The sequence below is a fragment of the Pedomonas sp. V897 genome (assembly GCF_051304405.1).
In the GTDB taxonomy this organism is placed as follows: domain Bacteria; phylum Pseudomonadota; class Alphaproteobacteria; order Sphingomonadales; family Sphingomonadaceae; genus Pedomonas.
This window is the reverse complement of record NZ_JBPPGG010000001.1, coordinates 473675-498682: the sequence shown is the minus strand read 5'-3', so window position 1 is coordinate 498682 and position 25008 is coordinate 473675. Positions and strand designations below refer to the sequence as shown.

Here is a 25008-nt window from a genome sequence, read left to right as displayed (position 1 = left end):
GGGACGGACGCGGGCATGAGCGAGGAGAAGCCGAAACTGCTGGTCGTCGAGGACGACCCCGGATTGCAACGGCAGTTGAAGTGGTCTTACGAAGGCTATGAGGTGCTGACGGCGGGTGACCGGCAATCCGCCATCGATTTGCTGCGCGCCGAGGAGCCGAAGGTGGTGACGCTCGACCTCGGCCTGCCGCCCGATCCGGACGGGACCAGCGAGGGGTTCGCCACGCTGGAGGAAATCCTGCGCCTCGCGCCCAACACCAAGGTGATCGTCGCCTCCGGCCATGGCGCCCGGGAGAGCGCGCTCAAGGCCATCGCCATGGGCGCGTGGGACTTCTACCAGAAGCCGGTGGACATCGACGAGCTGGGCCTGATCGTCAAGCGCGCCTTCCATGTCCACCAGCTGGAGGAGGAGAACCGCCGTCTCCAGGAAAACGCCCAGACCAGCGTGCTGGGCGGCATCATCACGGCCGCGCCCAACATGATCAAGGTGTGCCAGATGGTGGAGCGCGTGGCCTCCACCGACGTGTCGGTGATGCTGCTGGGCGCCTCGGGCACGGGCAAGGAAGTGCTGGCGCGCGGGCTGCACCAGTCCAGCCGCCGGGCCAAGGGGCCGTTCGTTGCCATCAACTGCGCGGCGATCCCCGAGAACCTGCTGGAAGCCGAGCTGTTCGGCTACGAGAAGGGCGCCTTCACCGGCGCGGTCAAGACCACCGAGGGCAAGATCGAGCTGGCCCAGAAGGGCACGCTGTTCCTCGACGAAGTGGGCGACATTCCGCTGCCGCTCCAGGTGAAGCTGCTGCGCTTCCTTCAGGAGCGGGTGATCGAGCGCATCGGCGGGCGCAAGCAGATCGAGGTGGACGTGCGGATCGTCTGCGCCACCCACCGCAACCTCGAGCAGATGATCGCCGAAGAGAGGTTCCGCGAGGACCTCTACTACCGCCTCGCCGAGATCGTGGTGAACATCCCCTCTCTGGCGGAGCGCCATGGCGACGCAACACTGCTGGCCCATGCCTTCCTGCAACGGTTCAACCGGCAGATGGGCCGCAACCACAAGGGCTTCACGCCCGATGCCCTCGAGGCGCTGAACAGCTGGCACTGGCCGGGCAACGTGCGCGAGCTGGAGAACCGGCTGAAACGCGCCGTCATCATGGCGGAAGACAACCGCATCACCGCCGCCGACCTCGATCTGGACGGCAAGGCGACGGAGCCGGAGATCCTCAACCTCAAGCAGGTGCGCGAGGAGGCCGACCGCCGGGCGATCCGCCAGGCGCTGGCCCGCTCCGACGGCAATATCACCAATGCGGCGAAATTGCTGGGGATCAGCCGGCCAACTTTCTACGATTTGCTGCGTCAGTATAGCATTAAGGTCTAGGTTATACCGTTCAAGGCGCTGTGTTCCGCTTTCTGAGGGAGACATAAAATGACCAGGCGGATAAAAACCATGAGTGGTGCAGCGTTGGTCGCCGCAGCCGCGACACTGGGGTGTGTCACCCTCGCGCCGCAGGGCGCCTGGGCGGAAAAACCGGCAACGTCCACGAGCCCGCTCAGCCGGGCTCAGGCGCATTTCAACCGGGGCGACTACCGCTCCGCCACCATCGAATTGCGCAACGCGCTGCGCGCCAATCCCAACAGCGTGCCGGCGCGGCTCCTCCAGGCGCGGGTCTACCTGCGCCTGAACCAGGGCCTGCCGGCGCAGACGGAAGTCGAGGCCGCGCGCCGCGCCGGCGCGACGAAGGACTCCACCCGCCACCTGATGGCGGAGGCGCTCGTGCTCCAGCGGCGCTTCGCCGACGCGCTGGAGGAGGCGAAGGCCGATCTGGTGCCCGCCGCCTACGCCTCCGAGGCCGCCCGCGTGCGCGGCCTCGCGCAGATGGGCCTCGGCAAGATGGACGAGGCCAAGGCGGAGCTGCTCAAGGCCGCATCGCTCGCCCCGAAGAACGAGAACGTGCAGCTGGATCTGGCCCGCTACTACGTGGCCGCCCGCGACCGCGCCAGCGCCGAGGCGGCGGTGGACAAGGCACTCGCCCTCAACCCGCGCAGCGTGCGGGCGCTGGTGATGAAGGGCGATCTGGTGCGCGCCACGCAGGGGCTGGAGAAGTCGCTGCCGCTGTTCAACCAGGCCTTGCAGATCGACCCGCAGAGCCTGGAGGCGCGTCTGGAGCGCGCCGCGACGCTGACCGACCTCAAGCGCCACGATGAGGCGCTGGCCGACCTGCAACGGGTCGACAAGGTGGTGCCGGAGCATCCGCTGTCGCTCTACCTCCAGGCGGTGATCAAGGTGCGGGAGCGCAAGTTCCCCGAGGCCGAGGCGCTGATGACCCGCACCAAGGGCGCGCTCGACACGTTCGGCCCGGCGGCGCTGTTGCAGGGCGTGATCGCCTATGAGCGGGGCAACTTCCAGCAGGCGTCGACCCGCTTGCAGGATGTGCTGCGCATGGCGCCGCGCCACCCGTTCGCCCGCCGCCTCTATGCGGCGACGCTGCTGCGGACCGGCGACGCGGACGGCGCGATCAAGGCCGCCCAGCCGCTGCTGGAGGGGGAGAATCCGGATGGCCGCCTGCTGGCGCTGGTGGCCTCCGCCTATGCCCGCAAGGGCGACTATGATCAGGCCGAGACCTATCTGGAAAAGGCCGTGGCCGCCGATCCGAAGCAGGCGGCGCTCAAGACCCAGCTGGCCATGACCCGCGTGGCGCAGGGCGACGACGCCGAGGCGCTGCGCGACCTCGAAGCCGTGCTGCAGGAGGATCCCAAGTCGCTTCAGGCGCTGATGATGTCCGCGCTTGTCAAGATGCGCGCGGGCAACTTCAAGGAAGCGCTGGCGGCCGCCGACCGGCTGGTGAAGGCCTACCCGGACATGGGTATCGGCTACAACATGCGCGGCGCGGCCTACCTCGGCATGAACAACATGAAGGAGGCGGAGGCCAACTTCCGCACCGCCATCCAGAAGAAGCCGAACTACCATGAGGCCCGGCGCAACCTCGCCCAGCTTCTGGTGGCCGACAAGAAATACGCCGAGGCCCGGCGCGAGCTGATGCGCGCGCTGGAAGCCGACGGCCAGAACGCGAAGACGCTGATGGCGCTCTCCGAACTGGCGCGGCTGGAAGGCAAGCAGGATGAGCGTATCGACTGGCTGAAGAAGGCGGTCGCGACCAACCGGGAGTCGATCGCGCCCCGGCTGCGGCTGATCCAGGCCTATCTCGACACCAAGAAGAACCAGCAGGCCATCGCCGAGGCCAACGCCCTCAGCCGGGACTTCTCCGACAATCCGGCGGCGCTGGAGGCGATTGGCCGCGCCCAGGTGGCCGTCAACGACCTGACCGCAGCCACCGCCACCTTCGAGAAGCTCACCAAGGCGCGGCCCAACGATGTGCAGGCGCGGCTGCTCCATGCCCGCGCCCTGGCCAGCAACGGCCGCACCGAGGCCGCGCGGCGCGCCTACACCATGGCGCTCAAGATCCCCAATGCGAACCTGGTGCCGGTCTATCTGGAGCTGATCGGGTTCGAGACGCGCCAGGGCAACACCAAGGACGCGCTCGCCTACGCCAACGAACTGAAGGCCAAGTATCCCAAGTCCTCCGTGGCGGACCGGGCGCTGGGCGACCTCTACATGAGCAATCGCCAGTGGGACAAGGCGATCGCCTCCTACGAGGCGGCCCGCAAGCAGGGGGCGGACCGGGCGCTGAACCTCAGCCTCGCCCAGGCCTACCTGAACGGGGGCAAGCAGGCGCAGGCCGTCACCGTGTTGCAGGAGGCGCTGAAGAAGGACCCGCAGGACGTGGCCGCCCGCGTGGCGCTGGCGGACATCCATATGCGCGAGAAGCGCTATCAGCAGGCGCTGGCCCAGTACAACGCGCTTGACGAGAAGACGCGCCAGAACCCGGGCATCCTCAACAACATGGCGTGGCTGTACGGGGAACTGAAGGACAAGCGGGCCATTCCCACCGCCGAACAGGCCTACAAGCTGGCGCCCAAGTCGCCGGAGGTGGCCGATACGCTCGGCTTCCTGCTGGTGCAGAACCGAGTCGACGTGAAGCGCGGGCTGACGCTGCTCCAGCAGGCGGTCAAGGCGCGGCCGGACGACCCGGATATGCGCTACCACCTAGCCCTGGCGCTGGACGCCAACGGCAAGCGGGCCGAAGCGCAGAAGGAGCTGGAGAATATCCTCAGCAAACACAAGTCGTTCGAGAACATGGCCCAGGCCCGGCAGACCTTGAACCAGATCAAGTCCGCCGGGCGCTAGGGGCGCGCGGCGGCCGGGTCAAGCGAGGCCTGGCGGAAAAATGTTAAAAATCAGGTGCAACGGGGGCTTGCGATTGCCCCCTTGCGCCCTTACAAGGCTCTCCACGGTCGGAGCGTAGCGCAGCCTGGTAGCGCATCACACTGGGGGTGTGGGGGTCGTGGGTTCGAATCCCGCCGCTCCGACCAGCTTTCCTCCCCCGCCACGGCTTCTGCTTTCACGACTTCTGCTTTCACAGCTTCTCCAATCAGCAGCAGCGGTCTTTCCGCGACGGGTCTTTCCGCGACGGCACCGCTATTGCGGCGGCCGCGGCTTTGCCGGCGCTAACCTTCGGGGCCGACTGACATTTGGCGTATGCAGGGGGTTGGCGCGGCCCGGCGGTTCTGGTTTGATGCGGGCCATGAAACAGCTGTTCCTTGCCTTGTTCGCCGCCGCCGCGACGTTCGCTGCACAGGCCGCCGAGCCGCAACAGACGCAGCCCGCCCGGCTGCGGCCTGTCACCTTCTACACGGACTGGAAGGCCCAGGCCGAACATGGCGGCTTCTACCAGGCGGTGGCGCTGGGACTCTACGAGAAGCGCGGCCTCAAGGTGACGATTCGCGCCGGGGGCCCGCAGTCGGACAACACCCGGCTGCTGGCGGCGGGCGCAATCGAGACCGGTATGCTCTCCAACAGCTTCCAGGCGCTGAACCTGGCCGCCAAGGGCGCCAACGTGAAGGTGGTGATGGCCCCTTTCCAGAAGGACCCGCAGGTGCTGATGGTGCACCCCGGCACCGGCGTGAACAGCCTCGCCGACCTCAAGGGGCGGCCGATCTACGTGGCCGATGCGGCGCTCGGCTCCTACTGGCCGTGGCTGCAGCGCAAGTTCGGCTTCACCGGCGCGCAGATGCGCAAGTACGCCTATTCCCTGCTGCCGTGGCTACGCAACAAGCAGGCGGCGCAGGAGGGGTATCTCTCCTCCGAGCCGTTCACGGCGGCCAAGGCCGGGGTCAAGCCGCAGCTGTTCCTGCTGGCCGACAACGGCTGGACCGGCTACGCGGCGATGGTCGCCTTCCGGGGCGAGGTGATCGAGAAGGAGCCGGAGGTGGTGCGGGCCTTCGTCGAGGCGACGCGCGAGGGCTGGCGCAGCTACCTGACCGACGATCCCGCGCCGGGCAACCGCCTGATCCTCAAGGACAACCCGGAGATGACGCCGGAGCTGCTGGCCTATGCCCGGGGCAAGATGATCGAGCACGGCGTGGTGATCTCGGGCGACGCCACCGCCGCCAGCATCGGCACCATGACGCCGGCGCGCTGGCAGGCCTTCCACAAGGACATGGTCAGCCTCAAGCTCATCCCCGCCGCGCTTGACCCGAAGAAAGCCTACACCCTCGACTTCCTGAAGCCATGACGGCGGCAGACCCCTTGCTGCGGCTGGAGGCCGTCAGCCGCCGGTTCCCGGGCGGACTCGCGGCGGTGGAGGCCGTCAGCCTCGACGTGGCGGAGGGGGCGTTCGTCACGCTGCTCGGCGCGTCCGGCTCGGGCAAGACGACGCTCCTGCGCCTGATCGCCGGGCTCGACCAGCCGACGGCAGGGCGGATCGTCTGGCGTGACGGCGCGCCGCCGCCGCTCGGCTACGTGTTCCAGAGCCCGACCCTGCTGCCGTGGGCGAGCGTTTCCGAGAACGTCGCGCTGCCGCTGACCCTCAAGGGGGCGCGGGACGAGGGGGCCGTCGCGCGTGCACTGGCCGCCGTGGGGCTGGCGGAGCGGGCCGGGGCCCGCCCGGCCGAGCTTTCGGGCGGTATGCAGATGCGCGTCTCCATCGCCCGGGCGCTGGTGGGGCGGCCGCGGCTCCTGCTGCTGGACGAGCCCTTCGCGGCGCTCGACGAGATCACCCGCGACCGGCTGGGCACGCTGGTGCAGCGGCTGTGGCGGGAGGAGGGCCTGACCGTGGTGTTCGTTACCCATTCCATCCGCGAGGCGGCGTTCCATGCCACCCGCGCGGTGGTGCTGGAGCGCACGCCGGGGCGGGTCTCGACCGTGATCGACCTGCCGCCGCCCGCAGGGCTGCGCGACCGCACGAGCGAGGCCTATTTTGCCACCTGCGCCCGGCTGGCGGCGGCGCTGGAGGGCACCATGCGGCAGGACGAGGAGGCGCTGGATGCGTGAGCGGCTGGCCCCCCTCCTGGTGACGCTGCTGCTGCTCGCCCTGTGGGAAGGGCTGGTGCGGTGGCTGGATGTGGACCCGTTCGTGCTGCCCGCGCCCAGCGCCGTGGCGGCGGCGCTCGCGGGCAAGGGCGAGTCGCTGCTGCCGGCGTTTCTCTACACCCTCCGGGTGACATGGATCGCGCTGGGGCTGGCGCTCGCCTCGGGCGTGGCGCTGGCGTTCCTCATCCACCGCTCCCGCCTGGCGGAGGCGGCCGTTCTGCCCATCGCGGTGGTGTTGCAGGTAACGCCCGTCGTTGCCATCGCCCCCATCATCCTCATCTGGACCGGCGTCGAGGAGCCGGCGCGGGCGCTCGTCATCATCGCCTGGATCGTGGCGTTCTTCCCCGTGCTCTCCGGGCTCCTCTCGGCGCTCAAGGCCATCGACCCGGCCCTGCGCGACCTGTTCCGCCTCTATGGCGCCGGGCCGTGGGCCACCCTGTGGCGGCTGGAGCTGCCCGCCTGCCTGCCCGCGCTGGTCTCCAGCCTCAAGGTGGCGAGCGGCCTCGCGCTCATCGGCGCGGTGGTGGCCGAGTTCGCCGCCGGGGCGGGCACCTCCCAGGGGCTGGCCTGGCGACTCATCGAGGCGGGCAACCGGCTGGAGGTGGACACCATGTTCGCTTGCCTCGTGCTGCTCTCAGGGCTTGGCCTCGCGCAATACGCGCTGCTGGGCGTGCTGGAGCGGGCGGTGCTGCGCCGCCGGGGACTGCTGCGCGCCAGCCCGCAGGGCCGATAACCGGAAAGACAGAACGGGACCCGGGACGGCGTGCCGTTGTTTGCGAAGGCGCTGGCGGATGATCGTCAAACAACGATCGGTAAAAACCTATTGACAATCGTCAAACAGGAGCCTAGCGTGCGGACATTGGCGAGGGAGGCGAGGCAATGGCGATGCAGACGGGGACGGGAACGGGAAAGGCGGGGATGTTCGAGCGGCTGCTGGAGGATCTGCTGCGCCGCGAGGGCGGTTACGCCTACCACCGCGACGACCGGGGCGGGGAGACCATGTTCGGCATCACCGAGGCGGTGGCGCGCCAGCACGGCTACGACGGGCCGATGCGGTCCATGCCCCGGGCGGTGGCGGTGGAGATCTACCATCAGCGCTACTGGGTGCAGCCGGGGTTCGACCGGGTGGCGGGGCTGAGCGCGCCGGTGGCGGCGGAGCTGTTCGACACCGGCGTCAACATGGGTCCGGCGGTGGCCGGGCGCTTTCTCCAGCGGGTGCTGAACGCCCTCAACCGCCAGCAGCGGGACTATGCGGACGTGGCGGTGGACGGCAGCGTCGGCCCGCGCACGCTGGAGGCGCTGTCCCGTTACCTGCTGGTGCGCGGGCGAGAGGGCGAGACGGTGCTGCTGACGGCGCTCGGCTGCCTCAAGGGCGAGCGCTACATCGCGCTGGCCGAGCAGCGCGTGGCCAACGAGAGCTTCGTCTATGGCTGGCTGCGCACGCGGATCGGGGCGGGCGCCGCAGCTCCGTCCGGGCCGGCGATTCGCCTGATGTAGGCGGGCCGGGGCCGGGCACCGAACAGAACAACAATCCCGCAAACAGAACCAGCCGAAGGGCGAACGGGGGAGGGACAGATGGGTGTGATGGATGCGATCATCGGGCCGATGTCGCGGGTGATCGACAGGGTGATCCCCGACCCGGAGGCGCGGGACCGGGCCAAGCTCGAACTGCTCAGGCTGGAGGGCAGTCAGGAGCTGGAGCAGATGAAGGCCCAGCTCTCCGCCATCATCGCGGAGGCGCAGTCGCAGGACCCGTGGACCAGCCGGGCCCGGCCGAGCTTTCTCTACGTGATGTACATCCTGCTGCTGTTCGCCATCCCCATGGGCCTGCTGAGCGCCCTCGACGGGGAGGCTGCCCGGCGGATCACGGAGGGCATGACCGGCTACCTCCAGGCCATTCCCGAGCCGCTCTACGTGCTGTTCGGCACCGGCTACCTCGGCTACACCGCCGCCCGTCAGTGGGGCAAGGCGAAGGGGAAAGAGCGCTAGGGGCTGCCCGGAGTCCCCCTCAGACTCCAAAGGCCGGCAAGGATGGGCCTTGCCGGTCTTAACCGAGGAGACATCGCATGAGGATGCTCTTGCGGGTCGAGTGGAACCGGCTACGTCTGAGACTCGTAGTCCGCTTCTGATCTCAGCCCCCCGGGCGGAAGGGGCTGCATCCCTTTCGTCCGGGATCGGTAAGTTACCAAGGCAGCGGACCAGCGACAACGGGCATGAGGCGCGGCAGACAAGGTTTATGGTCGTAGAGCGCGGGGCAATGGCCCCGCTCGCCCCTGGCGAAACCGCGCCCATATGGTGGGGAAGGACAACCGCCACGGAGGCTTCCATGGCCCGCCACCAGCTCCAATCCCGAACGCACTCCGGCCCACAGGCCCAGGCTCAGGCGCAGCCCCAGACTCAACCCCAGACTCAACCCCAGACTCAGCCCCAGCCCCAGACTCAGCCGGAAACCCAGCCCGGGCCACGGCGGGGGCCGGAGATCCAGCCGACCACGCCGACCGATCCGCAGCCGGGCGCGCCGCCCGAAATCCAGCCCGCCACGCCGCCGGAGACACACCCCGGCGAGCAGCCGGACACCAACCCGGGGCACCGGCCCGGGGGCGTGCCCGAGGTGCCGACCTATCCCGAAGTGCAGCCCGCCCGGGAGACGCCGTGTCCCGGCCCGCTCCCCGGCCCAAGCCACGAGCCGGAGCCGCTGCCCCAGCCGGACCAGCCCCTGCCGACGCCGGGCCCCGGCCCCACCGCCGCCTTCAAGGCGTGAGGGACGGGGCGGCGTGCCGGGGGGGCGGCGAGACCCTGGGCGCCACCTTGCACGACAGATAGGTTGCAGAGGCTGGCGCGCGCGCTATAAGGCCGATGAACAAATAATAAGTGAGGACCGCGGCCATGGCTGAATTTTCATTGCCAGCGAATTCGAAGGTGAAGAAGGGCAAGACCTATCCGGCCCCTCAGGGCGCCAAGAAGGTTCGGAAGTTCAGCATCTACCGTTGGAATCCCGACGACGGCCAGAACCCGCGCATGGACACCTACGAGGTGGACATGGCGGAATGCGGCCCGATGGTCCTTGACGCTCTCATCAAGATCAAGAACGAGATCGACTCCACGCTCACCTTCCGCCGGTCCTGCCGCGAGGGCGTGTGCGGCTCGTGCGCGATGAACATCAACGGCCAGAACGGTCTCGCCTGCACCACCGCCGTCGAGGACTGCAAGGGCGACGTGAAGATCACCCCGCTGCCGCACATGGAGGTGATCAAGGACCTGGTGCCGGACTTCAAGACCTTCTACGCCCAGTATGCCTCGATCAAGCCGTGGCTCCAGACCGTGACCCCGACTCCGTCGGGCGCGGAGCGCCTCCAGTCCCGCGAGGACCGCGCCAAGCTGGACGGCCTCTACGAGTGCATCCTGTGCGCCTGCTGCTCCACCTCCTGCCCGAGCTACTGGTGGAACGGCGACAAGTACCTCGGCCCGGCCATCCTGCTGCAGGCCTACCGCTGGCTGGCCGACAGCCGCGACGAGATGACGGGCGAGCGCCTCGACAACCTCGAGGATCCGTTCCGCCTCTATCGCTGCCACACCATCATGAATTGCGCCAACGTCTGCCCGAAGGGGCTGAACCCGGCCAAGGCGATCGCCGAGATCAAGAAGATGATGGTGGAACGCCAGCTCTGATCCTGCCCCACCGCAGGAGAGGCTTTCCTCTTTTCCGTAAGGGCCGCGCCGGAAGGTGCGGCCCTTTGCGTTTGCGGGGTGTGGATACTTCGGCTCGGGACGCAGGGCCTAGAAAAAAAGGGTGAGGCAGGAGGCGCGGAGGCCGCCGGGACCGGCGCCGAAAAGGGCGGGGCGGACAGGGCTGCGGCGGCCGGCGCGGGAAGGTCCATGATGTCCGGCGCGTCCGGGCCAAGCCGGTTCCCGGCCGCGCGCGACTCGGTGTTGGGCGCGGCGGGCACGTCCGGGGCCCGCCCCCGGGCCGGTTCGGCCCGCGGCAGCGGCTCGGTGCGGGTGACCACCCGGTTGCGCCCGGCGTCCTTGGCCGCATAGAGCGCGTGGTCCGCCCGCACGAAGGCCGCGTGCAGCGTATCCTCCGGCAGGAGGATCGTCAGGCCGATGCTGGTGGTGACGTGGAATTCGTGGTGGTCCACCCGGAACGCCGTCTGCTCCAGCGTCGAGCGGATGCGCTCGGCAACGGCGGTGGCCTGCTCGAGGTCGGTGGCGGGCAGCAGCGCTGCGAACTCCTCCCCGCCCATGCGGGCCACGATGTCCCCGGCGCGGGTGCAGGACTTCAGCATCACGCCGAACTGGCGCAGAACCTCGTCGCCCGCATGGTGGCCGTAGCGGTCGTTCACGTGCTTGAAGTGGTCCAGGTCCAGCACCATGAGCGCGGGCCAGGCATGGGAGCGGTCGGCCCGGGCCAGCTCCACGTCGGCGATCTGGTTGAAGGCGCGGCGGTTGAACACGCCGGTCAGATCGTCAATCGCCACCTTGACCCGCAGCAAGCGGTGGATGCGCTCCATCACCAGCAGCACGAAGCTGATGTTGAGGATGATGCTGGTGCACAGGATTTGCAGCAGCGCCATGCTGGCGGAGGGTGCCTGGCTCCGGAACAGGGGCCCGACCGGCAGCGTCCACAGGGTGTGGATCATCCACAGGCAATGGGTGACCGCCTGAAGGGCAAACCCCAGCAGCAGGTACGGCACGGCCACCGAATAGGTGTACTCGCCCCAGCGCCGCTGCCGCAGCACCGCCAGCGGCCACAGCGCCAGCAGCGTCAGGAGGGCCGAGGTGCTGAGGAGGCGCGCCCACAGCAGCGGCTGGACATAGACGAAATAGGCGTGAACGGCGAACTGCGCGGCAATGAGGCCGCTCAGCACCACCGGCCGGGTGGGGCTCTGGATGAACCGCATCAGGCCCGCCACCAGAAGGGCGGTGCCCGCCGTCAACGTCAGGATGGGGAGGATGACGGTGACCGGCGAGGGGAAATCGGCCTGAAGGGAGGCCAGCACCGAGCCGAGGCCGATCAGCGTATTGCCCGCGGCCCACACGGCGATCGAGGACTCGCCGGGGTTGAGCCGGTAAATGCCCATCAGCAGCGCCGCACTGAACAGGCTGGCGCAGGCAATGGCGATGAAAAGGGTGTTCGAATCCAGAAACATCGGGATGATCGTTTTATCGGTCCTGGTGGCGCCCCCGGGGATGAGGCCATTAAACGCACAAGTCGGAAAAAGGTGGCGTCACCCGGCAGAAAGAGTTGCGCCGGGCGTGCGCTGTGACGCCGCTTTCGGACGGGCGAAAAATGCTTTATGGCCCGGAGCCTATGAGCGTCATTTCTGCGTATGAAAATCTGGTGGCCCAATCCGAGCTGCGTCCCGACCCGGACCAGGCGCGGGTGGCGGCCCGCCTCGACCGGCTGGCGCGGGAGCTGGATGCCTGGACGCCGCCGTCTCCCTCGTGGCTCGGCCGCCTGTTCGGCGGCGGCAGGCGGGCGGACGCGCCGCCGCGCGGGCTGTACATGTGGGGGTCGGTGGGGCGCGGCAAGTCCATGCTCATGGACCTGTTCCACGACAACGTGACCATCAGCCCCCGGCGGCGGGTGCATTTCCACGAGTTCATGCTGGAGGTGCACGCCGCCATTCACGACTATCGCCAGATGAGCGAGGCGCAGCGGCGCGAGACGTTCGGCCGCCACGCCGGGGATGACCCGATTCCGCCCGTCGCCGGAAAGATCGCCAGCGAGGCGCGGCTGCTGTGCTTCGACGAGATGCAGGTGACGGACGTGGCCGACGCCATGATCCTCGGCCGCCTGTTCACCGAGCTGTTCCGCAACGGCGTGGTGGTGGTGACCACCTCCAACCGCCCGCCGCGCGACCTCTACAAGAACGGCCTCAACCGCCAGCTTTTCCTGCCGTTCATCGACCTGCTGGAGGCGACGCTGGACGTGGAGACGCTGAACGGCCCCACCGACTACCGGCTCGACCGGCTGGGCGGCCGGCCGGTCTATTACGTGCCCAACGGCCCGGAGGCGACTCAGGCCCTGTCCGAGGCCTTCTTCCGCCTGACCGACTACGCGGTGGAGGACCGGGAGAAGGTGCCCTCCGACACGCTGACGGTGCAGGGGCGGCAGCTGTTCGTGCCCAAGGCGCTGAAGGGCGTGGCGGTGTTCTCGTTCAAGCGGCTGTGCGCCAGCCCGCTGGGCCCGGCGGATTACCTCGCCATCGCCCAGAAGTACCACACGGTCATCATCGTCGGCATCCCGAAGCTGGGGCCGGAGAAGCGCAATGAGGCCAAGCGCTTCGTCACGCTGATCGACGCGCTCTACGAATACCGGGTGAAGCTGCTGTGCGCCGCCGACGCGCCGCCGCAGGAGCTGTACACCGAAGGCGACGGCGCCTTCGAGTTCGAGCGCACCGTCTCGCGCCTCATGGAAATGCAGTCCGCCGACTACCTGGCGCAGGGCCACGGCATCGCCGCCTGACCGGCGCGCCCGCCGGAGGGGCGGGGAGGGCCGGGCGCCCTGTTTCGGCCAAATATTGGACACGTGTGTACAAAAATAATAATGGACACACGTGTACAGGAATGATATCGGCGCGGCAGTTTCTCCCCCGACCGCGAGGATTCTCCGTTCCATGCGCGATTTGACCCGTAAACGTCTGCTTTTGATCTTCTGCGTGGTGGCCGTGCTTGGCGCGGCGGCTGGCGGCATCTGGTGGTTCACCACCGGGCGCTATTTCCAGAGCACGGACAACGCCTATGTGGAGGCGGAAATCGTCCACATCGCCCCCAAGGTGGAAGGCTATGTGGCCGAGGTGGCGGTGGAGGACAACCAGCCGGTCAAGGCGGGCGACCTCCTGCTGCGGCTGGACGACAAGGATTATCGCGCCCGGGTGGCCGAGGCGGAGGCGGCGCTGGCGTCGCGCTTCGCCATGGAGCGCTCCCTGCACGAGTCGCTCAAGAAGCAGGAGCTGAGCGTGCGCGAGGCGGAAGCCGCGCTGGCCAGCGCCCGCGCCGACGCGGAGCGCGCCACCAAGGACCGCACGCGCTACGCCGAACTGGCCAACAAGCAGTGGGTCTCCGCCCAGCGGCTGGAGTCGGCCGTGGCGCAGGCCCGGCAGGCCGAGGCCTCGGTGGCGGAGAAGCAGGCGGCACTGGGCGGCAGCATCCAGCAGCTGGGCGTTCTGAGGACCCAGCTGGATGCGGTGGCCGGCAGCATCAAGCAGGCGGAAGCGCAGCTGGAGGAGGCGCGGCTGGCGCTTTCCTACACCGAGATTCGCGCGCCGCGTGACGGCGTGATCGGCAACCGCACGGCGCGGGTGGGCCAGTTCGTGCGCCCCGGCACCACGGTGATGGCGCTGGTGCCGCTTCAGGACGTCTATGTGGTGGCCAACTTCAAGGAAACCCAGCTGACCCGGGTGGCCGAGGGCCAGCCGGTGACGCTGGAGGTGGACGCCTTCCCGGGCGTCGAGGTGCGCGGCCGGGTGCAGAGCATCGCCCCCGCCAGCGGCTCGCGCTTCTCGCTGCTGCCGCCGGAGAACGCCACCGGCAACTTCACCAAGATCGTGCAGCGCCTGCCGGTGAAGATCGTGCTCGACCAGCCCCTGCCCAAGGGCGTGTGGCTGACGCCGGGCATGTCGGTGATCGCCACCATCGACACCCGCGGCGGCGCGCAGAAGAAGACCGAGGCGCCGTCCGCCATGCACCTGGCGGCGGCCGGGGGAAGCGACTCCCATGAGTGAGTCGACCCCGGCGGCCGCGCCTGCCGGCGCCGCCGGCGACGCGGGGGAGAAGACCGGCTGGTACCCGGGCTACGACGGCCCCGAGTGGCCGCCCGTCCGGCTGCTGGTGGGCTTCTTCCTGATGGTGCTCGGCATGTTCATGGCCGTGCTCGACATCCAGATCGTCGCGGCCTCCATCGGCGACATCCAGGCCGGCCTCGCCGCCAGCCCGGACGAGGCGAGCTGGGTGCAGGGCTCCTACCTGATCGCGGAGATCATCATGATCCCGCTCTCGGGCTACCTCTCCCGCGCGCTCTCGACGCGGGTGATGTTCAGCCTGTCGGCGGCGGGCTTCACGCTCGCCAGCATCCTGTGCGCCACCGCCACCTCCATGGAGGAGATGATCCTCTACCGCGCGATCCAGGGCTTCCTCGGCGGCGGCATGATCCCCTCCATCTACGCCAGCATGATCCTGGTGTTCGGCCGCAGCCGCCAGAAAACCATGATGGTGGTGGTGAGCCTCATCGTCACCATGGCGCCCACGGTGGGCCCGACGCTGGGCGGCTGGATCACCGACGCCATCAGCTGGCACTGGCTGTTCCTCGTCAATGTCGTCCCCGGCATCATCGTGGCGGTGGGCGTGTGGCTGTGCGTGGACGGGCTGGACAAGCCGGACTACGCGCTGCTGCGCCGCGTCGATCTGCTCGGCCTCCTGATGATGGCCGTGTTCCTCGGCTGCCTCGAATATGTGCTGGAGGAAGGGGCCAAGGACCAGTGGTTCGAGGACAGCACCATCTTCTGGCTGACGGTGATCTCGGTCAGCGCGGGCGTGGCGTTCATCTGGCGCACGCTCACGGTGAAGGAGCCCATCGTCAACCTGCGGATCTTCGGCAACTACAACTTCACCTTGGGGGCGCTGCTCGGCTCGCTGGTGGGCATCGGCCTGTTCGGCCTCGTCTACATCTTCCCGCTGTTCCTCGGGCGGGTGGCGGGCCTGTCGAGCGTGCAGATCGGCAGCGTGCTCTCGATCAGCGGCATCGCCATGATCCTCGGCGCGCCGGTCACCGGCTTCCTCCAGAAGCACGTGGACCTGCGCCTGCTGGCGGTGATCGGCATGGCCATGCTCGCCTACGCCACCTGGATGACCCACACCCTGACGGCGGACTGGCGCTTCCACGAGCTGATCGTGCCTCAGGTGCTGCGCGGCTTCGGCCTGATCCTGTGCCTGTCCACCCTCAGCGCGATCTCGTTCGCGACGCTGCCGATCGACCGGCTGAAGGACGCAGGCGGACTCTACACCCTCTGCCGCAACTTGGGCGGCGCGTTCGGCCTCGCCTTCATCAACACCGTGCTCCAGTGGCGGGAGAACTTCCACTGGTCGCGGCTGGGCGAACACCTGAACCACGGCCGGCCGGAGGTGGAGGCGTGGCTCGGCGGCGTCGAACAGCGCATGACCGATCTGGGGCTGCCCGACCCGACGGGCGCGGCGATCAAGCAGCTGCTCCTCCTGTTCCAGCGGGAGGTGACGGTGCTGAGTTACGCCGATTGCCTGGCCCTCCTGGGCGGCATATTCTTCGTGGTGGCGGTCCTGCCGCTGCTGCTGAAACCGGCCCGGGGCGCGGCCGGAGGAGAAGCACATTGAGGCACGACGATCCCGTTTCCGCCAGGGCCCGCAAGGGCCGCCGCCCGGGGCCGGGCCGCCCCGTGGACCTGGCCAAGCGCGAGGCGATCCTCACGTCCACCCGCGAGCTGCTCCAGCAGCGCGGGCCGGCGGTGACGCTGGAGGAGGTAGCGGAGGCCGCCGGCGTCTCGCGCCAGACCATCTACAACAACTGGACCAGCAAGGAGCAGCTGATCGACGAGGTCATCGGCAGCTGCGTCGACGAGCTGATGACCCCCCTGCGCACGGCGGCGGAAGACGCCAGCGTGGAGGAGACGCTGACGGCGCTGGCCACCGCCTACCTCAACATGCTCATCAACGCGGCCACCCATGCGCTGCTGCGGGTGGTGCTGTCGAGCCGCGAGCAGTATGGCCCGTCCTTCTACGCTGCCGGGCCGCGCCGCACCCAGCGGTATCTGGCGGACTATTTGCGCCGCCAGGCCGCGCGGGGCGTTCTGGAGATGGAGGACCCCGACCTCGCCGCCGAGCATTTCATCGGCATGCTCAAGGGCAACTATTTTCTGAAGGTGATGCTGCATGGCCCGAACGCCATCGAACCGGAGGGGCATATGCAGCGTATCACGACGAGCGTCGCCACCTTCTTGCGTGCCTACGGACGCCGCCGGTAAAAGAGACCGGCGGCGCAACGGTGTGGCGGAGACCCGGGGTCCTGCCCGTGTCGGGCGCGACGCAGCGGAACGTTAGGGAGCGCGGCGTGGGTGCCATCTCAACCGACCAGGCCTACCGCCAATACCTGATCCGGGCGACGCTGGCCGAAGGGCAGGGCCGTCTGGACGAGGCGATTCAGGCGCTGGAAATCGCGACGGCGCTGGAGGAGAAGCGGCCGGAGGCCTGGCACCATCTCGCCCGGCTGCTGGCGCTGGACCCGGCCCGCCGCGGCGAGGCCGAGGAGGCGCGCGCGCGGGCGGACGGCCTGCGCCGCCTCAACCCGCCGCCGGGGCGCCCCGGCCAGACCGGAGGCGCGCCGCTGTCGGGGGAAGGCTCCCGGTCCCTTTCGGAGTCCCTGTCCCTGCCGCCCCACGCGCTGGGGCCGACCATGGCCGACGAGCACGCCGAGGCTGCCTGGCTGGAGCGGGCCGGGCGGTATCTGGACGCCTGCGCGGTGTGGGAGCGGATCATCGCCGCCCACCCGGACGACGCCGAGGCCTGGGTGAACCTGGGCCGCCTGCTCGCCGACCATCTGGCCCGGGACGAGGACGCGGAGGCGGTGCTGCGCCGCGCCGTCGCCATCGACGACCAGAGCGAGGTGGCCTGGGCCTATCTCGGCCGGGTGATCCACGACCGGGAAGGCGACCTGGACGAGGCGGAGGAGGCGCTGACCCAGGCGCTCATGCTGGACTGGAACTACGCCACCGCCTGGGCCTGGAAGGCGCGGGTGCTGCACACGGCGGGCGAGCGCCTCGAGGAGGCGGAGGAGGGCTACCGGCGCGCCATCGCGCTCAGCCGCAGCTACCCGTGGGCCTGGGCGCAACTGGGCCTGCTCTATCAGGAGGAGCTGGGCCGCTTCCGCGACGCCGAGCACGCCTACCGCAAGGCGGTGGAGGAAAACCCGGACTATGCCTGGGCCTGGGGCCAGCTCGGCCAGTTGCTCGGCACCGAGCTGAAGCGCCCGGCGGAGGCCGAGGCGGCGCTGCGCCGGGCCCTCGAACTGGACCCGGAGGACGACTGGGACTGGGCCCAGCTGGGCGAGCTGCTCTCCCACCAGCCGGGCCGGGAGGAGGAGGCGGACGCGGCCTTCCGCAACGCCATCGACCGCGCGCCCGACTATGCCTGGGCGCTGGCCCACTACGGGCGGTTCCTCGCCGACTCCATGGACGCGCCGGAGGAGGCGGAGGCCCTGTTCGAGCGGGCGCTGGCGGCCCGCCCCGGCTACTGGTGGGCCGAGGGCCAGCTGGCCCATGTGCGGCACCTGAAGCTGGACAAGCTGGCAGAGGCCGAGGCGGGCTACCGGCGGATGCTGGAGGGCGAGCCGGACAACGCCTGGGCCTGGGCGCAACTGGGCCATCTGCTCGCCTTCAAGATGCAGCGCCCGGCCGAGGGCGCGCGCGCGTTCCAGGAGGCGCTGCGGATCAACCCGGACTACGAATGGGCCTGGGCCCATCTGGGGCAGGTCTACCACGAATGGCTGGGCCAGCCGCGCGAGGCGGAGGCCGCCTACCGGCGCGCGCTGAATCTGGCGCCGCAGGAGCCGTGGAACTGGAGCCAGCTGGGCGCGCTCATCGCCCAGACGGATCTCGCCCGCGCGGATGAGGCCGAGTCGGCCTTCCGGGAGGCGTTGCGCCTGAAGCCCGACTACCGCTGGGCGTGGAGCGAGCTGGGCCGCCTGCTGGCGCAGGTGCCGGGCCGCGCGGCGGAGGCGGAGGCCGCCTTCCGCCGGGCGCTGGAGCTGGACCCGGACCATGCCTGGACCTGGGCGCAGCTGGGGATGCTGCTCTACCCGGCCATGCAGCAGCCCGAGTCCGCCGTGGCGGCGTTGCGGGAGGCGCTGGCGCGGGAGCCGAACACCGCCTGGCTGTGGCAGCGCCTAGCAGAAGTGTTAGCCGACGGGCTGAGCCTGACGGCGGAGGCGGAGCTGGCGCTGCGGCAGGCAGTGGCGCTGGCCCCGGATGACCATGAGGTGTGGCACCAGCTCGGCGTGCTGCTGGAGACCAGGCTGCACCGCACGGATGCCGCGCGGGAGGCCTACGAGCGTGCCTTTTCGCTGAATCCGGCCTGTCCGACCATCCGGGGCGACCTGGAGCGGCTGCGTCAGGGCGGAGAGTCGGGGTCGGACGCCACGTCGTCCTGTCACGGCGTGTAAAGACCCGGTAAAAATTGCGCTCAGGGCGGCGGCAATTCTGACTGCGCGCCCTTGCGAGCGCAGGAGATTCAGTCTATTCCCACGGCCGTTTGGGCATTCGTTTCGTGTGTCCTGCGACTTTTGAATGGCAGTCACGATAGAGACGTTCATGGCACGCAAAAAAATTGCGCTGATCGGCAGCGGGATGATCGGGGGAACGCTTGCCCACCTGATCGGCCTGAAAGAACTTGGCGACGTGGTGCTGTTCGACATCGCCGAGGGGCTGCCGCAGGGCAAGGCGCTGGACATCGCCGAATCCTCGCCGGTTGACGGGTTCGATGTCCGCCTGCGCGGTGCCAACGACTACAAGGCCATCAAGGGCGCGGACGTGTGCATCGTCACCGCGGGCGTGCCGCGCAAGCCGGGCATGAGCCGCGACGACCTGCTCGGCATCAACCTGAAGGTGATGAAGTCGGTGGGCGAGGGCATCCGCCGCTACGCCCCGAAGGCGTTCGTCATCTGCATCACCAATCCGCTCGATGCCATGGTGTGGGCGCTGCGCGAGTTCTCCGGCCTGCCGCACAGCAAGGTGGTGGGCATGGCCGGCGTGCTGGACTCCGCCCGCTTCCGCTACTTCCTGGCCGAGGAGTTCAATGTCTCCGTTGAGGACGTGACGGCCTTCGTCCTGGGCGGCCACGGCGACACCATGGTGCCGCTGACCCGCTACTCGACCGTTGCCGGCATCCCCGTGCCCGATCTGGTCAAGATGGGCTGGACCACGCAGGAGCGGCTGAACCAGATCGTGCAGCGCACCCGCGACGGCGGCGCCGAGATCGTCGGCCTGCTCAAGACCGGTTCGGCCTACTACGCTCCGGCCGCCGCGGCCGTGCAGATGGCCGAGAGCTACCTGAAGGACAAGAAGCGCCTGCTGCCCTGCGCCGCCTATGTTGACGGCGCCTACGGGCTTGACGGGCTCTATGTCGGCGTTCCGGTCGTCATCGGCGAAGGCGGTGTTGAACGGATCGTCGAGATCGACCTGAAGGCTGCGGAACGCAAGATGTTCCAGAACTCGGTCAATGCGGTGCGCGGCCTCGTCGATGCGTGCAAGCAGATCGATCCCACCCTGGCTGGCTCCGCCGCTCCGCGCGCGAAGGTTGGCCGTCCCGCCAAGGCTGCTTCGGTCCCGGCTCCGGCCGCTCCGAAGAAGCGTGGCCGTCCCAAGAAGAAAGCGTAAGCGACGATGAACATTCACGAGTATCAGGCGAAGGAACTGCTCGCCAAGTTCGGCGTGCCCGTTCCGGCAGGCTATGCTGCCTTTACTGCTGATGAAGCCGCCGCAGCTGCGGAAAAGTTGCCCGGACCCATTTACGTGGTCAAGGCGCAGATCCACGCGGGTGGTCGCGGCAAGGGCAAGTTCGTGGGCGCTGCCCCGGACGCGAAGGGCGGTGTGCGTCTCGCCCGCTCCATCGACGAAGTGCGCCAGCACGCGTCGGAAATGCTGGGCAAGACCCTGGTGACCGTCCAGACCGGCCCGGCCGGCAAGGAAGTGGGCCGCGTCTACATCACCGACGGCGTGGACATCGCCAAGGAACTCTACCTCTCCATGCTGGTTGACCGTGGCACCGGCCACATCGCCATCATCGCCTCGACCGAAGGCGGCATGGACATCGAAGAGGTGGCCGAGAAGACCCCGGAGAAGATCGTCACTGTCGACATCGACCCGGTGATGGGCCTGTCGGGCTTCCACGCCCGCAAGGTGGCCTTCGCGCTGGGCCTGAGCGGCGACCTGTTCAAGCAGGGCGTGGACGTGGTGACGAAGCTCTACAACGCTTTCGTTGCCTGCGACTGCTCGCTGCTCGAAATCAACCCGCTGGTCATCACCCAGGACAACCAGATCAAGGTCCTGGACGCCAAGATGTCCTTCGACTCGAACGCGCTGTTCCGTCACCCGGACATCCTCGCGCTGCGTGACATCACCGAGGAGGACCCGAAGGAAGTCGAGGCCTCCAAGTTCGACCTGTCCTACATCGCGCTGGACGGCAACATCGGCTGCATGGTCAACGGCGCCGGCCTTGCCATGGCGACCATGGACATCATCAAGCTCTCGGGCGGCGAGCCGGCCAACTTCCTCGACGTGGGCGGCGGCGCTTCCAAGGAGAAGGTGACCGCGGCGTTCAAGATCATTCTGTCCGACCCGCAGGTGAAGGGCATTCTGGTCAACATCTTCGGCGGCATCATGCGCTGCGACATCATCGCCGAGGGCGTGGTGGCAGCGGCCCGCGAAGTCAGCCTTTCCGTGCCGCTCGTGGTGCGTCTGGAAGGCACGAACGTTGAACTCGGCAAGCAGATCATGCGCGATTCCGGCTTGCCCATCATCCCGGCAGACGACCTGGGCGATGCCGCCCAGAAGATCGTGGCAGCAGTTAAGAAGGCGGCGTAACCATGGCAATTCTGATCAACAAAGAGACGAAGGTCATCTGCCAGGGCTTCACCGGCAAGCAGGGCACCTTCCACTCCGAAGCGGCGATTGCCTATGGGACCCGCATGGTCGGCGGCACCGCGCCGGGCAAGGGCGGCACCACCCACCTGGGCCTGCCGGTGTTCGACACCGTGGCCGAGGCCAGGGAAAAGACCGGCGCCGATGCGTCCGTGATCTACGTGCCGCCCGCAGGCGCGGCTGACGCCATCCTCGAAGCCATCGACGCCGAGATCCCCCTGGTGGTCTGCATCACCGAGGGCATCCCCGTGCTCGACATGGTGCGCGTGAAGCGCGCCCTCCAGGGCTCCAAGACCCGCCTGATCGGTCCGAACTGCCCGGGTCTGCTGACCCCCGGCGAGTGCAAGATCGGCATCATGCCGGGCAACATCTTCAAGAAGGGCAAGGTGGGCGTCGTCTCCCGTTCGGGCACGCTGACCTACGAAGCCGTGTTCCAGACCTCGGCGGTCGGCCTCGGCCAGACCACCGCTGTCGGCATCGGCGGCGACCCGGTCAACGGCACCAACTTCGTTGACGTACTGGAGATGTTCCTGGCGGACCCGGAAACCGAGTCCATCATCATGATCGGCGAAATCGGCGGCGACGCCGAGGAGCAGGGCGCGGAGCTGCTGAAGCGCTCGAAGATCAAAAAGCCGACCGTCGGCTTCATCGCGGGCCGCACGGCGCCTCCGGGCCGCCGCATGGGCCACGCCGGCGCCATCGTCTCCGGCGGCAAGGGCAAGGCGGAAGACAAGATCGAGGCCATGCGTTCTGCTGGTATCGTTGTCGCCGACAGCCCGTCGGCTCTGGGCACCACCCTTCTTGAGGTGTTAAAGGGCTAATTGATCGTGTTCCGGCCCCGAGTGGGGGAGTCTCGGGCCGGAACCGCAGGCTTTGGCCGTCCGCGATGCGCCTGTCGGTCGCGGACGGCCCAGGTTTAACGATAGGCTCGTTTTGGCGCGCCGGATGTACGCGCGCCGGACTAAGGAGCAGAGTCGCAATGGGTTACGAAGGCGATCTTCCCCAGGGCATCGAAGGTGCCAGTGCAGCCTTCATCGAAGCGTTGTACGAGAAGTATGCGGCCGACCCGAACGCGGTCGACCCCAGCTGGCAGCGCTACTTCGCTGGTCTGGAAATGGCTGCGGGCGCAACCAAGGCGGGCCCGTCATGGCAGCGCAGCAATTGGCCGTTGCAGCCGAGCGACTCGCTGACGCAGGCTCTCGACCCCACCCAGATGAGCCTTGAGCCGAAGCCGGCCAAGGGCAAGGGCCAGGAGGCCGCCCCGGCCGCCGCGCCGGCCGCCGGCGCCACCGCCGAGGACATCCGCCGCGCCGCCGACGACACGCTGCGCGCGTTCACCTTCATCCGCACCTTCCGCGTGCGCGGCCACCTTGCCGCCAAGCTGGACCCGCTGGGTCTGGAGAAGCGCGCGGAGCATCCCGAATTGCAGCCGGCCTTCCACGGCTTCGGCCCCAACGATCTGGACCGCCCGATCTACCTCGGCGGCCTCCTCGGCCTGCAGATGGCCACCATCCGTCAGGTGCATGAGACCCTGTGCCGCAACTACTGCGGCAACATCGCGGTCGAGTACATGCACATCAACGACATCGAGGAGCGCCGCTGGATCCAGGAGCGCATCGAGGGCCCCGAGAAGGACGTCTACTTCACCAAGGAAGGCAAGCTCGCCATCCTCAACAAGCTGATCGAGGCCGAGTCCTTCGAGAAGTTCCTCGCCCGCAAGTACGTGGGCACCAAGCGGTTCGGCCTGGACGGCGGCGAAGCCATGATCCCGGCGCTGGAAGCCGTCATCAAGGTGGGCGGCGCCCTCGGCGTCGAGGAGATCGTGATCGGCATGCCGCACCGTGGCCGCCTGAACGTGCTCACCAACGTGATGCAGAAGCCGTTCCGCCAGCTGTTCCATGAATTCGCCGGCGGCTCGTCCCAGCCGGACGAAGTGGGCGGCTCGGGCGACGTGAAGTACCACCTCGGCACCTCCACCGACCGCGGCTTCGACGGCAACATGGTGCACCTGTCGCTGACGCCGAACCCGTCGCACCTGGAGACGGTCAACCCGGTGGTGCTGGGCCGCGTGCGCGCCAAGCAGACCCAGCGCGGCGACAAGGAGCGCACCAAGGTGCTCCCGCTGCTGCTGCACGGCGACGCCGCCTTCGCCGGCCAGGGCGTGGTGGCCGAGTGCTTCGCCATGTCCGGCGTGCCGGGCTACAACACCGGCGGCACCATCCACTTCATCGTGAACAACCAGGTGGGCTTCACCACCTCGCCGAAGTTCGCGCGCTCCTCGCCCTATCCGTCGGACGTGGCGAAGATGGTGCAGGCGCCGATCTTCCACGTGAACGGCGATGATCCCGAGGCCGTGGTGTTCGCCACCAAGCTGGCCACCGAGTTCCGCCAGACCTTCAAGCGCGACGTCGTCATCGACATGTGGTGCTACCGCCGCTTCGGCCACAACGAGGCCGACGAGCCGGGCTTCACCCAGCCGAAGATGTACGCGGCCATCAAGAGCCATCCGTTCGTCTCGGCCATCTACGCCGAGAAGCTGAAGGCCGAGGGCGTGGTCACCGACGAACAGGTCAAGCAGATGGAAGACACCTACGTCTCCCGTCTGGAGGACGAGTTCGAGGCCTCCAAGGGCTACAAGCCCAACAAGGCCGACTGGTTCGAGGGCCGCTGGTCGGGCCTGCACCGCCCGGTCGAGGGCGTGAACGGCCGTCGCGGCGCCGACACCGGCGTGTCGGCCGAGGCGATCAACGCCGTCGGGCAGGTGATGACCACCTGGCCGGAGTCCTTCAAGATCCACCGCACCCTCGAGCGCGTGATCAAGGCCCGCGCCGAGGCGCTCAAGTCCGGCGACGGCATCGACTGGGCCACCGCCGAGCAGCTCGCCTTCGGCACCCTGCTGAAGGAAGGCTTCGGCGTGCGCCTGTCGGGCCAGGACGTGGGCCGCGGCACCTTCTCGCACCGTCACGCGGTCTTCACCGACCAGGAGACGGAAGAGAAGTACATCCCGCTGCTCCAGATCAGCCCGAACTACGAGGTCTATGAGTCCATCCTCTCCGAGTATGGCGTCATGGGTTACGAGTACGGCTTCTCGCTGGCCGAGCCCAACTGGCTGACCCTGTGGGAAGCCCAGTTCGGCGACTTCGCCAACGGCGCGCAGATCATCATCGACCAGTATCTGTCGTCGTCGGAAGTGAAGTGGCTGCGCGCCTCCGGCCTCGTGCTGCTGCTGCCGCACGGCTACGAGGGCCAGGGCCCCGAGCACTCCTCCGCCCGCCTGGAGCGCTACCTCCAGCTGTGCGCCGAGGACAACATGCAGGTGGCCAACTGCACCACGCCGGCCAACTACTTCCACATCCTGCGCCGCCAGCTGCACCGCGCCTTCCGCAAGCCGCTGGTGATCATGACGCCCAAGTCGCTGCTGCGTCACAAGAAGGCGGTCTCGCGCCTCGAGGACTTCCTCGAGGGCAGCCAGTTCCACCGCGTGCTGCGCGACGATGCGGAAACCGGCCGCCAGTCCGAGCTGAAGCTGCGGCCGGATGAGCAGATCACCAGGCTCGTCCTCTGCACCGGCAAGGTCTACTACGACCTGCTCGAGGAGCGCGACCGCCGCGGCCAGGACGACACCTATCTCCTGCGTGTCGAGCAGCTCTATCCGTTCCCGGCACAGGCGATCGCCAAGATCGTCTCCCGCTTCCCGAACCTCAAGACCGTGGTCTGGGCGCAGGAAGAGCCGAAGAACATGGGCGCGTGGAGCTTCATCAATCCGCTGATCGAGGAAGTGCTGGTCGAGTGCGGCACCAAGCCGACCCGGCCCGTCTACGCCGGCCGCGCGGCTGCGGCGGCAACCGCGACCGGCTTTGCGAAACGTCACGCCGAGGAACAGGCCCGCCTGGTGGCCGACGCCCTCGACGCTTAATCTGGT

At 68.5% G+C, this 25008-nt stretch carries 18 protein-coding genes, 1 tRNA gene and 1 pseudogene; 19 read left to right on the top strand and 1 reads right to left on the bottom strand.

Going from position 1 to position 25008, the window contains the following annotated elements; genetic code table 11:
* The first annotated feature begins 15 nt into the window (after positions 1-15).
* The 10 genes from prsR (at position 16) to ACSJJU_RS02415 (ending at position 10092) form a co-directional block, all read left to right on the top strand.
* Positions 16-1371, top strand: coding sequence for a PEP-CTERM-box response regulator transcription factor (gene prsR / locus ACSJJU_RS02460; protein ID WP_435913576.1), 1356 nt, complete (start codon positions 16-18; stop codon positions 1369-1371).
* Between the two features lie 69 nt (positions 1372-1440).
* Positions 1441-4239 carry an XrtA/PEP-CTERM system TPR-repeat protein PrsT gene (gene prsT, locus ACSJJU_RS02455; RefSeq protein WP_435913575.1) on the top strand — a complete coding sequence of 933 codons (2799 nt, stop codon included), beginning with the start codon at positions 1441-1443 and terminating at the stop codon, positions 4237-4239.
* A 108-nt stretch (positions 4240-4347) separates the two neighbouring features.
* Positions 4348-4424, top strand: a tRNA-Pro gene (locus ACSJJU_RS02450).
* A gap of 212 nt (positions 4425-4636) precedes the next feature.
* Entirely contained in the window at positions 4637-5626 is a 990-nt protein-coding gene (locus tag ACSJJU_RS02445) for an ABC transporter substrate-binding protein (protein ID WP_435913574.1), read from the top strand.
* Complete coding sequence (locus ACSJJU_RS02440; RefSeq protein WP_435913573.1) at positions 5623-6384, top strand: ABC transporter ATP-binding protein; 762 nt, start codon at positions 5623-5625, stop codon at positions 6382-6384. Before ACSJJU_RS02445 ends, ACSJJU_RS02440 begins: the two co-directional genes overlap by 4 nt.
* Positions 6377-7156, top strand: a complete 780-nt coding sequence (locus ACSJJU_RS02435) for an ABC transporter permease (protein WP_435913572.1) — start codon at positions 6377-6379, stop codon at positions 7154-7156. The genes ACSJJU_RS02440 and ACSJJU_RS02435 overlap by 8 nt, the downstream gene beginning before the upstream one ends.
* A 152-nt stretch (positions 7157-7308) precedes the next feature.
* Complete coding sequence (locus ACSJJU_RS02430; RefSeq protein WP_435914363.1) at positions 7309-7920, top strand: glycoside hydrolase family 108 protein; 612 nt, start codon at positions 7309-7311, stop codon at positions 7918-7920.
* 78 nt (positions 7921-7998) lie between these two features.
* The gene (locus tag ACSJJU_RS02425) at positions 7999-8412 is read left to right on the top strand and encodes a holin family protein (RefSeq protein WP_435913571.1); all 414 of its coding nucleotides are present in this window, start codon (positions 7999-8001) and stop codon (positions 8410-8412) included.
* A 337-nt stretch (positions 8413-8749) separates the two neighbouring features.
* On the top strand, positions 8750-9184 hold the full coding sequence (locus ACSJJU_RS02420) for a hypothetical protein (protein ID WP_435913570.1): 435 nt from the start codon (positions 8750-8752) through the stop codon (positions 9182-9184).
* 125 nt (positions 9185-9309) lie between these two features.
* Positions 9310-10092: a succinate dehydrogenase iron-sulfur subunit gene (locus ACSJJU_RS02415; protein WP_435913568.1), complete on the top strand. Its 783-nt coding sequence runs from the start codon at positions 9310-9312 to the stop codon at positions 10090-10092.
* Here ACSJJU_RS02415 and ACSJJU_RS02410 read toward each other — a convergent pair.
* Positions 9984-11573 carry a diguanylate cyclase gene (locus ACSJJU_RS02410; protein ID WP_435913567.1) on the bottom strand — a complete coding sequence of 530 codons (1590 nt, stop codon included), beginning with the start codon at positions 11571-11573 and terminating at the stop codon, positions 9984-9986. The two genes, ACSJJU_RS02415 and ACSJJU_RS02410, sit on opposite strands and share 109 nt — an antisense overlap.
* A gap of 161 nt (positions 11574-11734) precedes the next feature.
* On the opposite strand from ACSJJU_RS02410, the gene zapE reads away from it, so the two are divergent.
* The 9 genes and pseudogenes from zapE to ACSJJU_RS02365 all read left to right on the top strand — a co-directional run bounded on the left by zapE (position 11735) and on the right by ACSJJU_RS02365 (position 25002).
* Positions 11735-12892, top strand: coding sequence for a cell division protein ZapE (gene zapE, locus ACSJJU_RS02405; protein ID WP_435913565.1), 1158 nt, complete (start codon positions 11735-11737; stop codon positions 12890-12892).
* A gap of 151 nt (positions 12893-13043) precedes the next feature.
* A complete protein-coding gene (locus ACSJJU_RS02400) occupies positions 13044-14150 on the top strand; it encodes an HlyD family secretion protein (RefSeq protein WP_435913563.1) in 1107 nt (368 codons plus the stop codon).
* Positions 14143-15771, top strand: coding sequence for a DHA2 family efflux MFS transporter permease subunit (locus tag ACSJJU_RS02395; RefSeq protein ID WP_435913562.1), 1629 nt, complete (start codon positions 14143-14145; stop codon positions 15769-15771). The genes ACSJJU_RS02400 and ACSJJU_RS02395 overlap by 8 nt, the downstream gene beginning before the upstream one ends.
* The gene (locus ACSJJU_RS02390; RefSeq protein ID WP_435913561.1) at positions 15768-16418 is read left to right on the top strand and encodes a TetR/AcrR family transcriptional regulator; all 651 of its coding nucleotides are present in this window, start codon (positions 15768-15770) and stop codon (positions 16416-16418) included. The genes ACSJJU_RS02395 and ACSJJU_RS02390 overlap by 4 nt, the downstream gene beginning before the upstream one ends.
* Positions 16419-16504: 86 nt before the next feature.
* Positions 16505-18610 (top strand): tetratricopeptide repeat protein, encoded by a 2106-nt coding sequence (locus ACSJJU_RS02385; protein ID WP_435913559.1) that lies wholly within the window; start codon positions 16505-16507, stop codon positions 18608-18610.
* 148 nt (positions 18611-18758) lie between these two features.
* Positions 18759-19718: pseudogene (gene mdh, locus ACSJJU_RS02380) on the top strand (malate dehydrogenase); the annotation flags it as partial.
* Between the two features lie 111 nt (positions 19719-19829).
* Positions 19830-21029 carry an ADP-forming succinate--CoA ligase subunit beta gene (gene sucC / locus ACSJJU_RS02375; RefSeq protein WP_435913558.1) on the top strand — a complete coding sequence of 400 codons (1200 nt, stop codon included), beginning with the start codon at positions 19830-19832 and terminating at the stop codon, positions 21027-21029.
* Positions 21030-21031: 2 nt separating this feature from the next.
* A complete protein-coding gene (gene sucD, locus ACSJJU_RS02370; protein ID WP_435913556.1) occupies positions 21032-21907 on the top strand; it encodes a succinate--CoA ligase subunit alpha in 876 nt (291 codons plus the stop codon).
* 158 nt (positions 21908-22065) lie between these two features.
* On the top strand, positions 22066-25002 hold the full coding sequence (locus tag ACSJJU_RS02365) for a 2-oxoglutarate dehydrogenase E1 component (protein WP_435913555.1): 2937 nt from the start codon (positions 22066-22068) through the stop codon (positions 25000-25002).
* Positions 25003-25008 lie beyond the last annotated feature (6 nt).

Coding starts and splice junctions, on each gene's coding strand:
- prsR (WP_435913576.1), top strand. CDS start 16: ATGAGCGAGGAGAAGCCGAAACTGCTGGTCGTCGAGGACGACCCCGGA.
- prsT (WP_435913575.1), top strand. CDS start 1,441: ATGAGTGGTGCAGCGTTGGTCGCCGCAGCCGCGACACTGGGGTGTGTC.
- ACSJJU_RS02410 (WP_435913567.1), bottom strand. CDS start 11,573: ATGTTTCTGGATTCGAACACCCTTTTCATCGCCATTGCCTGCGCCAGC.
- ACSJJU_RS02430 (WP_435914363.1), top strand. CDS start 7,309: ATGCAGACGGGGACGGGAACGGGAAAGGCGGGGATGTTCGAGCGGCTG.
- ACSJJU_RS02395 (WP_435913562.1), top strand. CDS start 14,143: ATGAGTGAGTCGACCCCGGCGGCCGCGCCTGCCGGCGCCGCCGGCGAC.
- ACSJJU_RS02425 (WP_435913571.1), top strand. CDS start 7,999: ATGGGTGTGATGGATGCGATCATCGGGCCGATGTCGCGGGTGATCGAC.
- ACSJJU_RS02420 (WP_435913570.1), top strand. CDS start 8,750: ATGGCCCGCCACCAGCTCCAATCCCGAACGCACTCCGGCCCACAGGCC.
- ACSJJU_RS02400 (WP_435913563.1), top strand. CDS start 13,044: ATGCGCGATTTGACCCGTAAACGTCTGCTTTTGATCTTCTGCGTGGTG.
- sucD (WP_435913556.1), top strand. CDS start 21,032: ATGGCAATTCTGATCAACAAAGAGACGAAGGTCATCTGCCAGGGCTTC.
- zapE (WP_435913565.1), top strand. CDS start 11,735: ATGAGCGTCATTTCTGCGTATGAAAATCTGGTGGCCCAATCCGAGCTG.
- ACSJJU_RS02415 (WP_435913568.1), top strand. CDS start 9,310: ATGGCTGAATTTTCATTGCCAGCGAATTCGAAGGTGAAGAAGGGCAAG.
- ACSJJU_RS02435 (WP_435913572.1), top strand. CDS start 6,377: ATGCGTGAGCGGCTGGCCCCCCTCCTGGTGACGCTGCTGCTGCTCGCC.
- ACSJJU_RS02365 (WP_435913555.1), top strand. CDS start 22,066: ATGGGTTACGAAGGCGATCTTCCCCAGGGCATCGAAGGTGCCAGTGCA.
- sucC (WP_435913558.1), top strand. CDS start 19,830: ATGAACATTCACGAGTATCAGGCGAAGGAACTGCTCGCCAAGTTCGGC.
- ACSJJU_RS02440 (WP_435913573.1), top strand. CDS start 5,623: ATGACGGCGGCAGACCCCTTGCTGCGGCTGGAGGCCGTCAGCCGCCGG.
- ACSJJU_RS02445 (WP_435913574.1), top strand. CDS start 4,637: ATGAAACAGCTGTTCCTTGCCTTGTTCGCCGCCGCCGCGACGTTCGCT.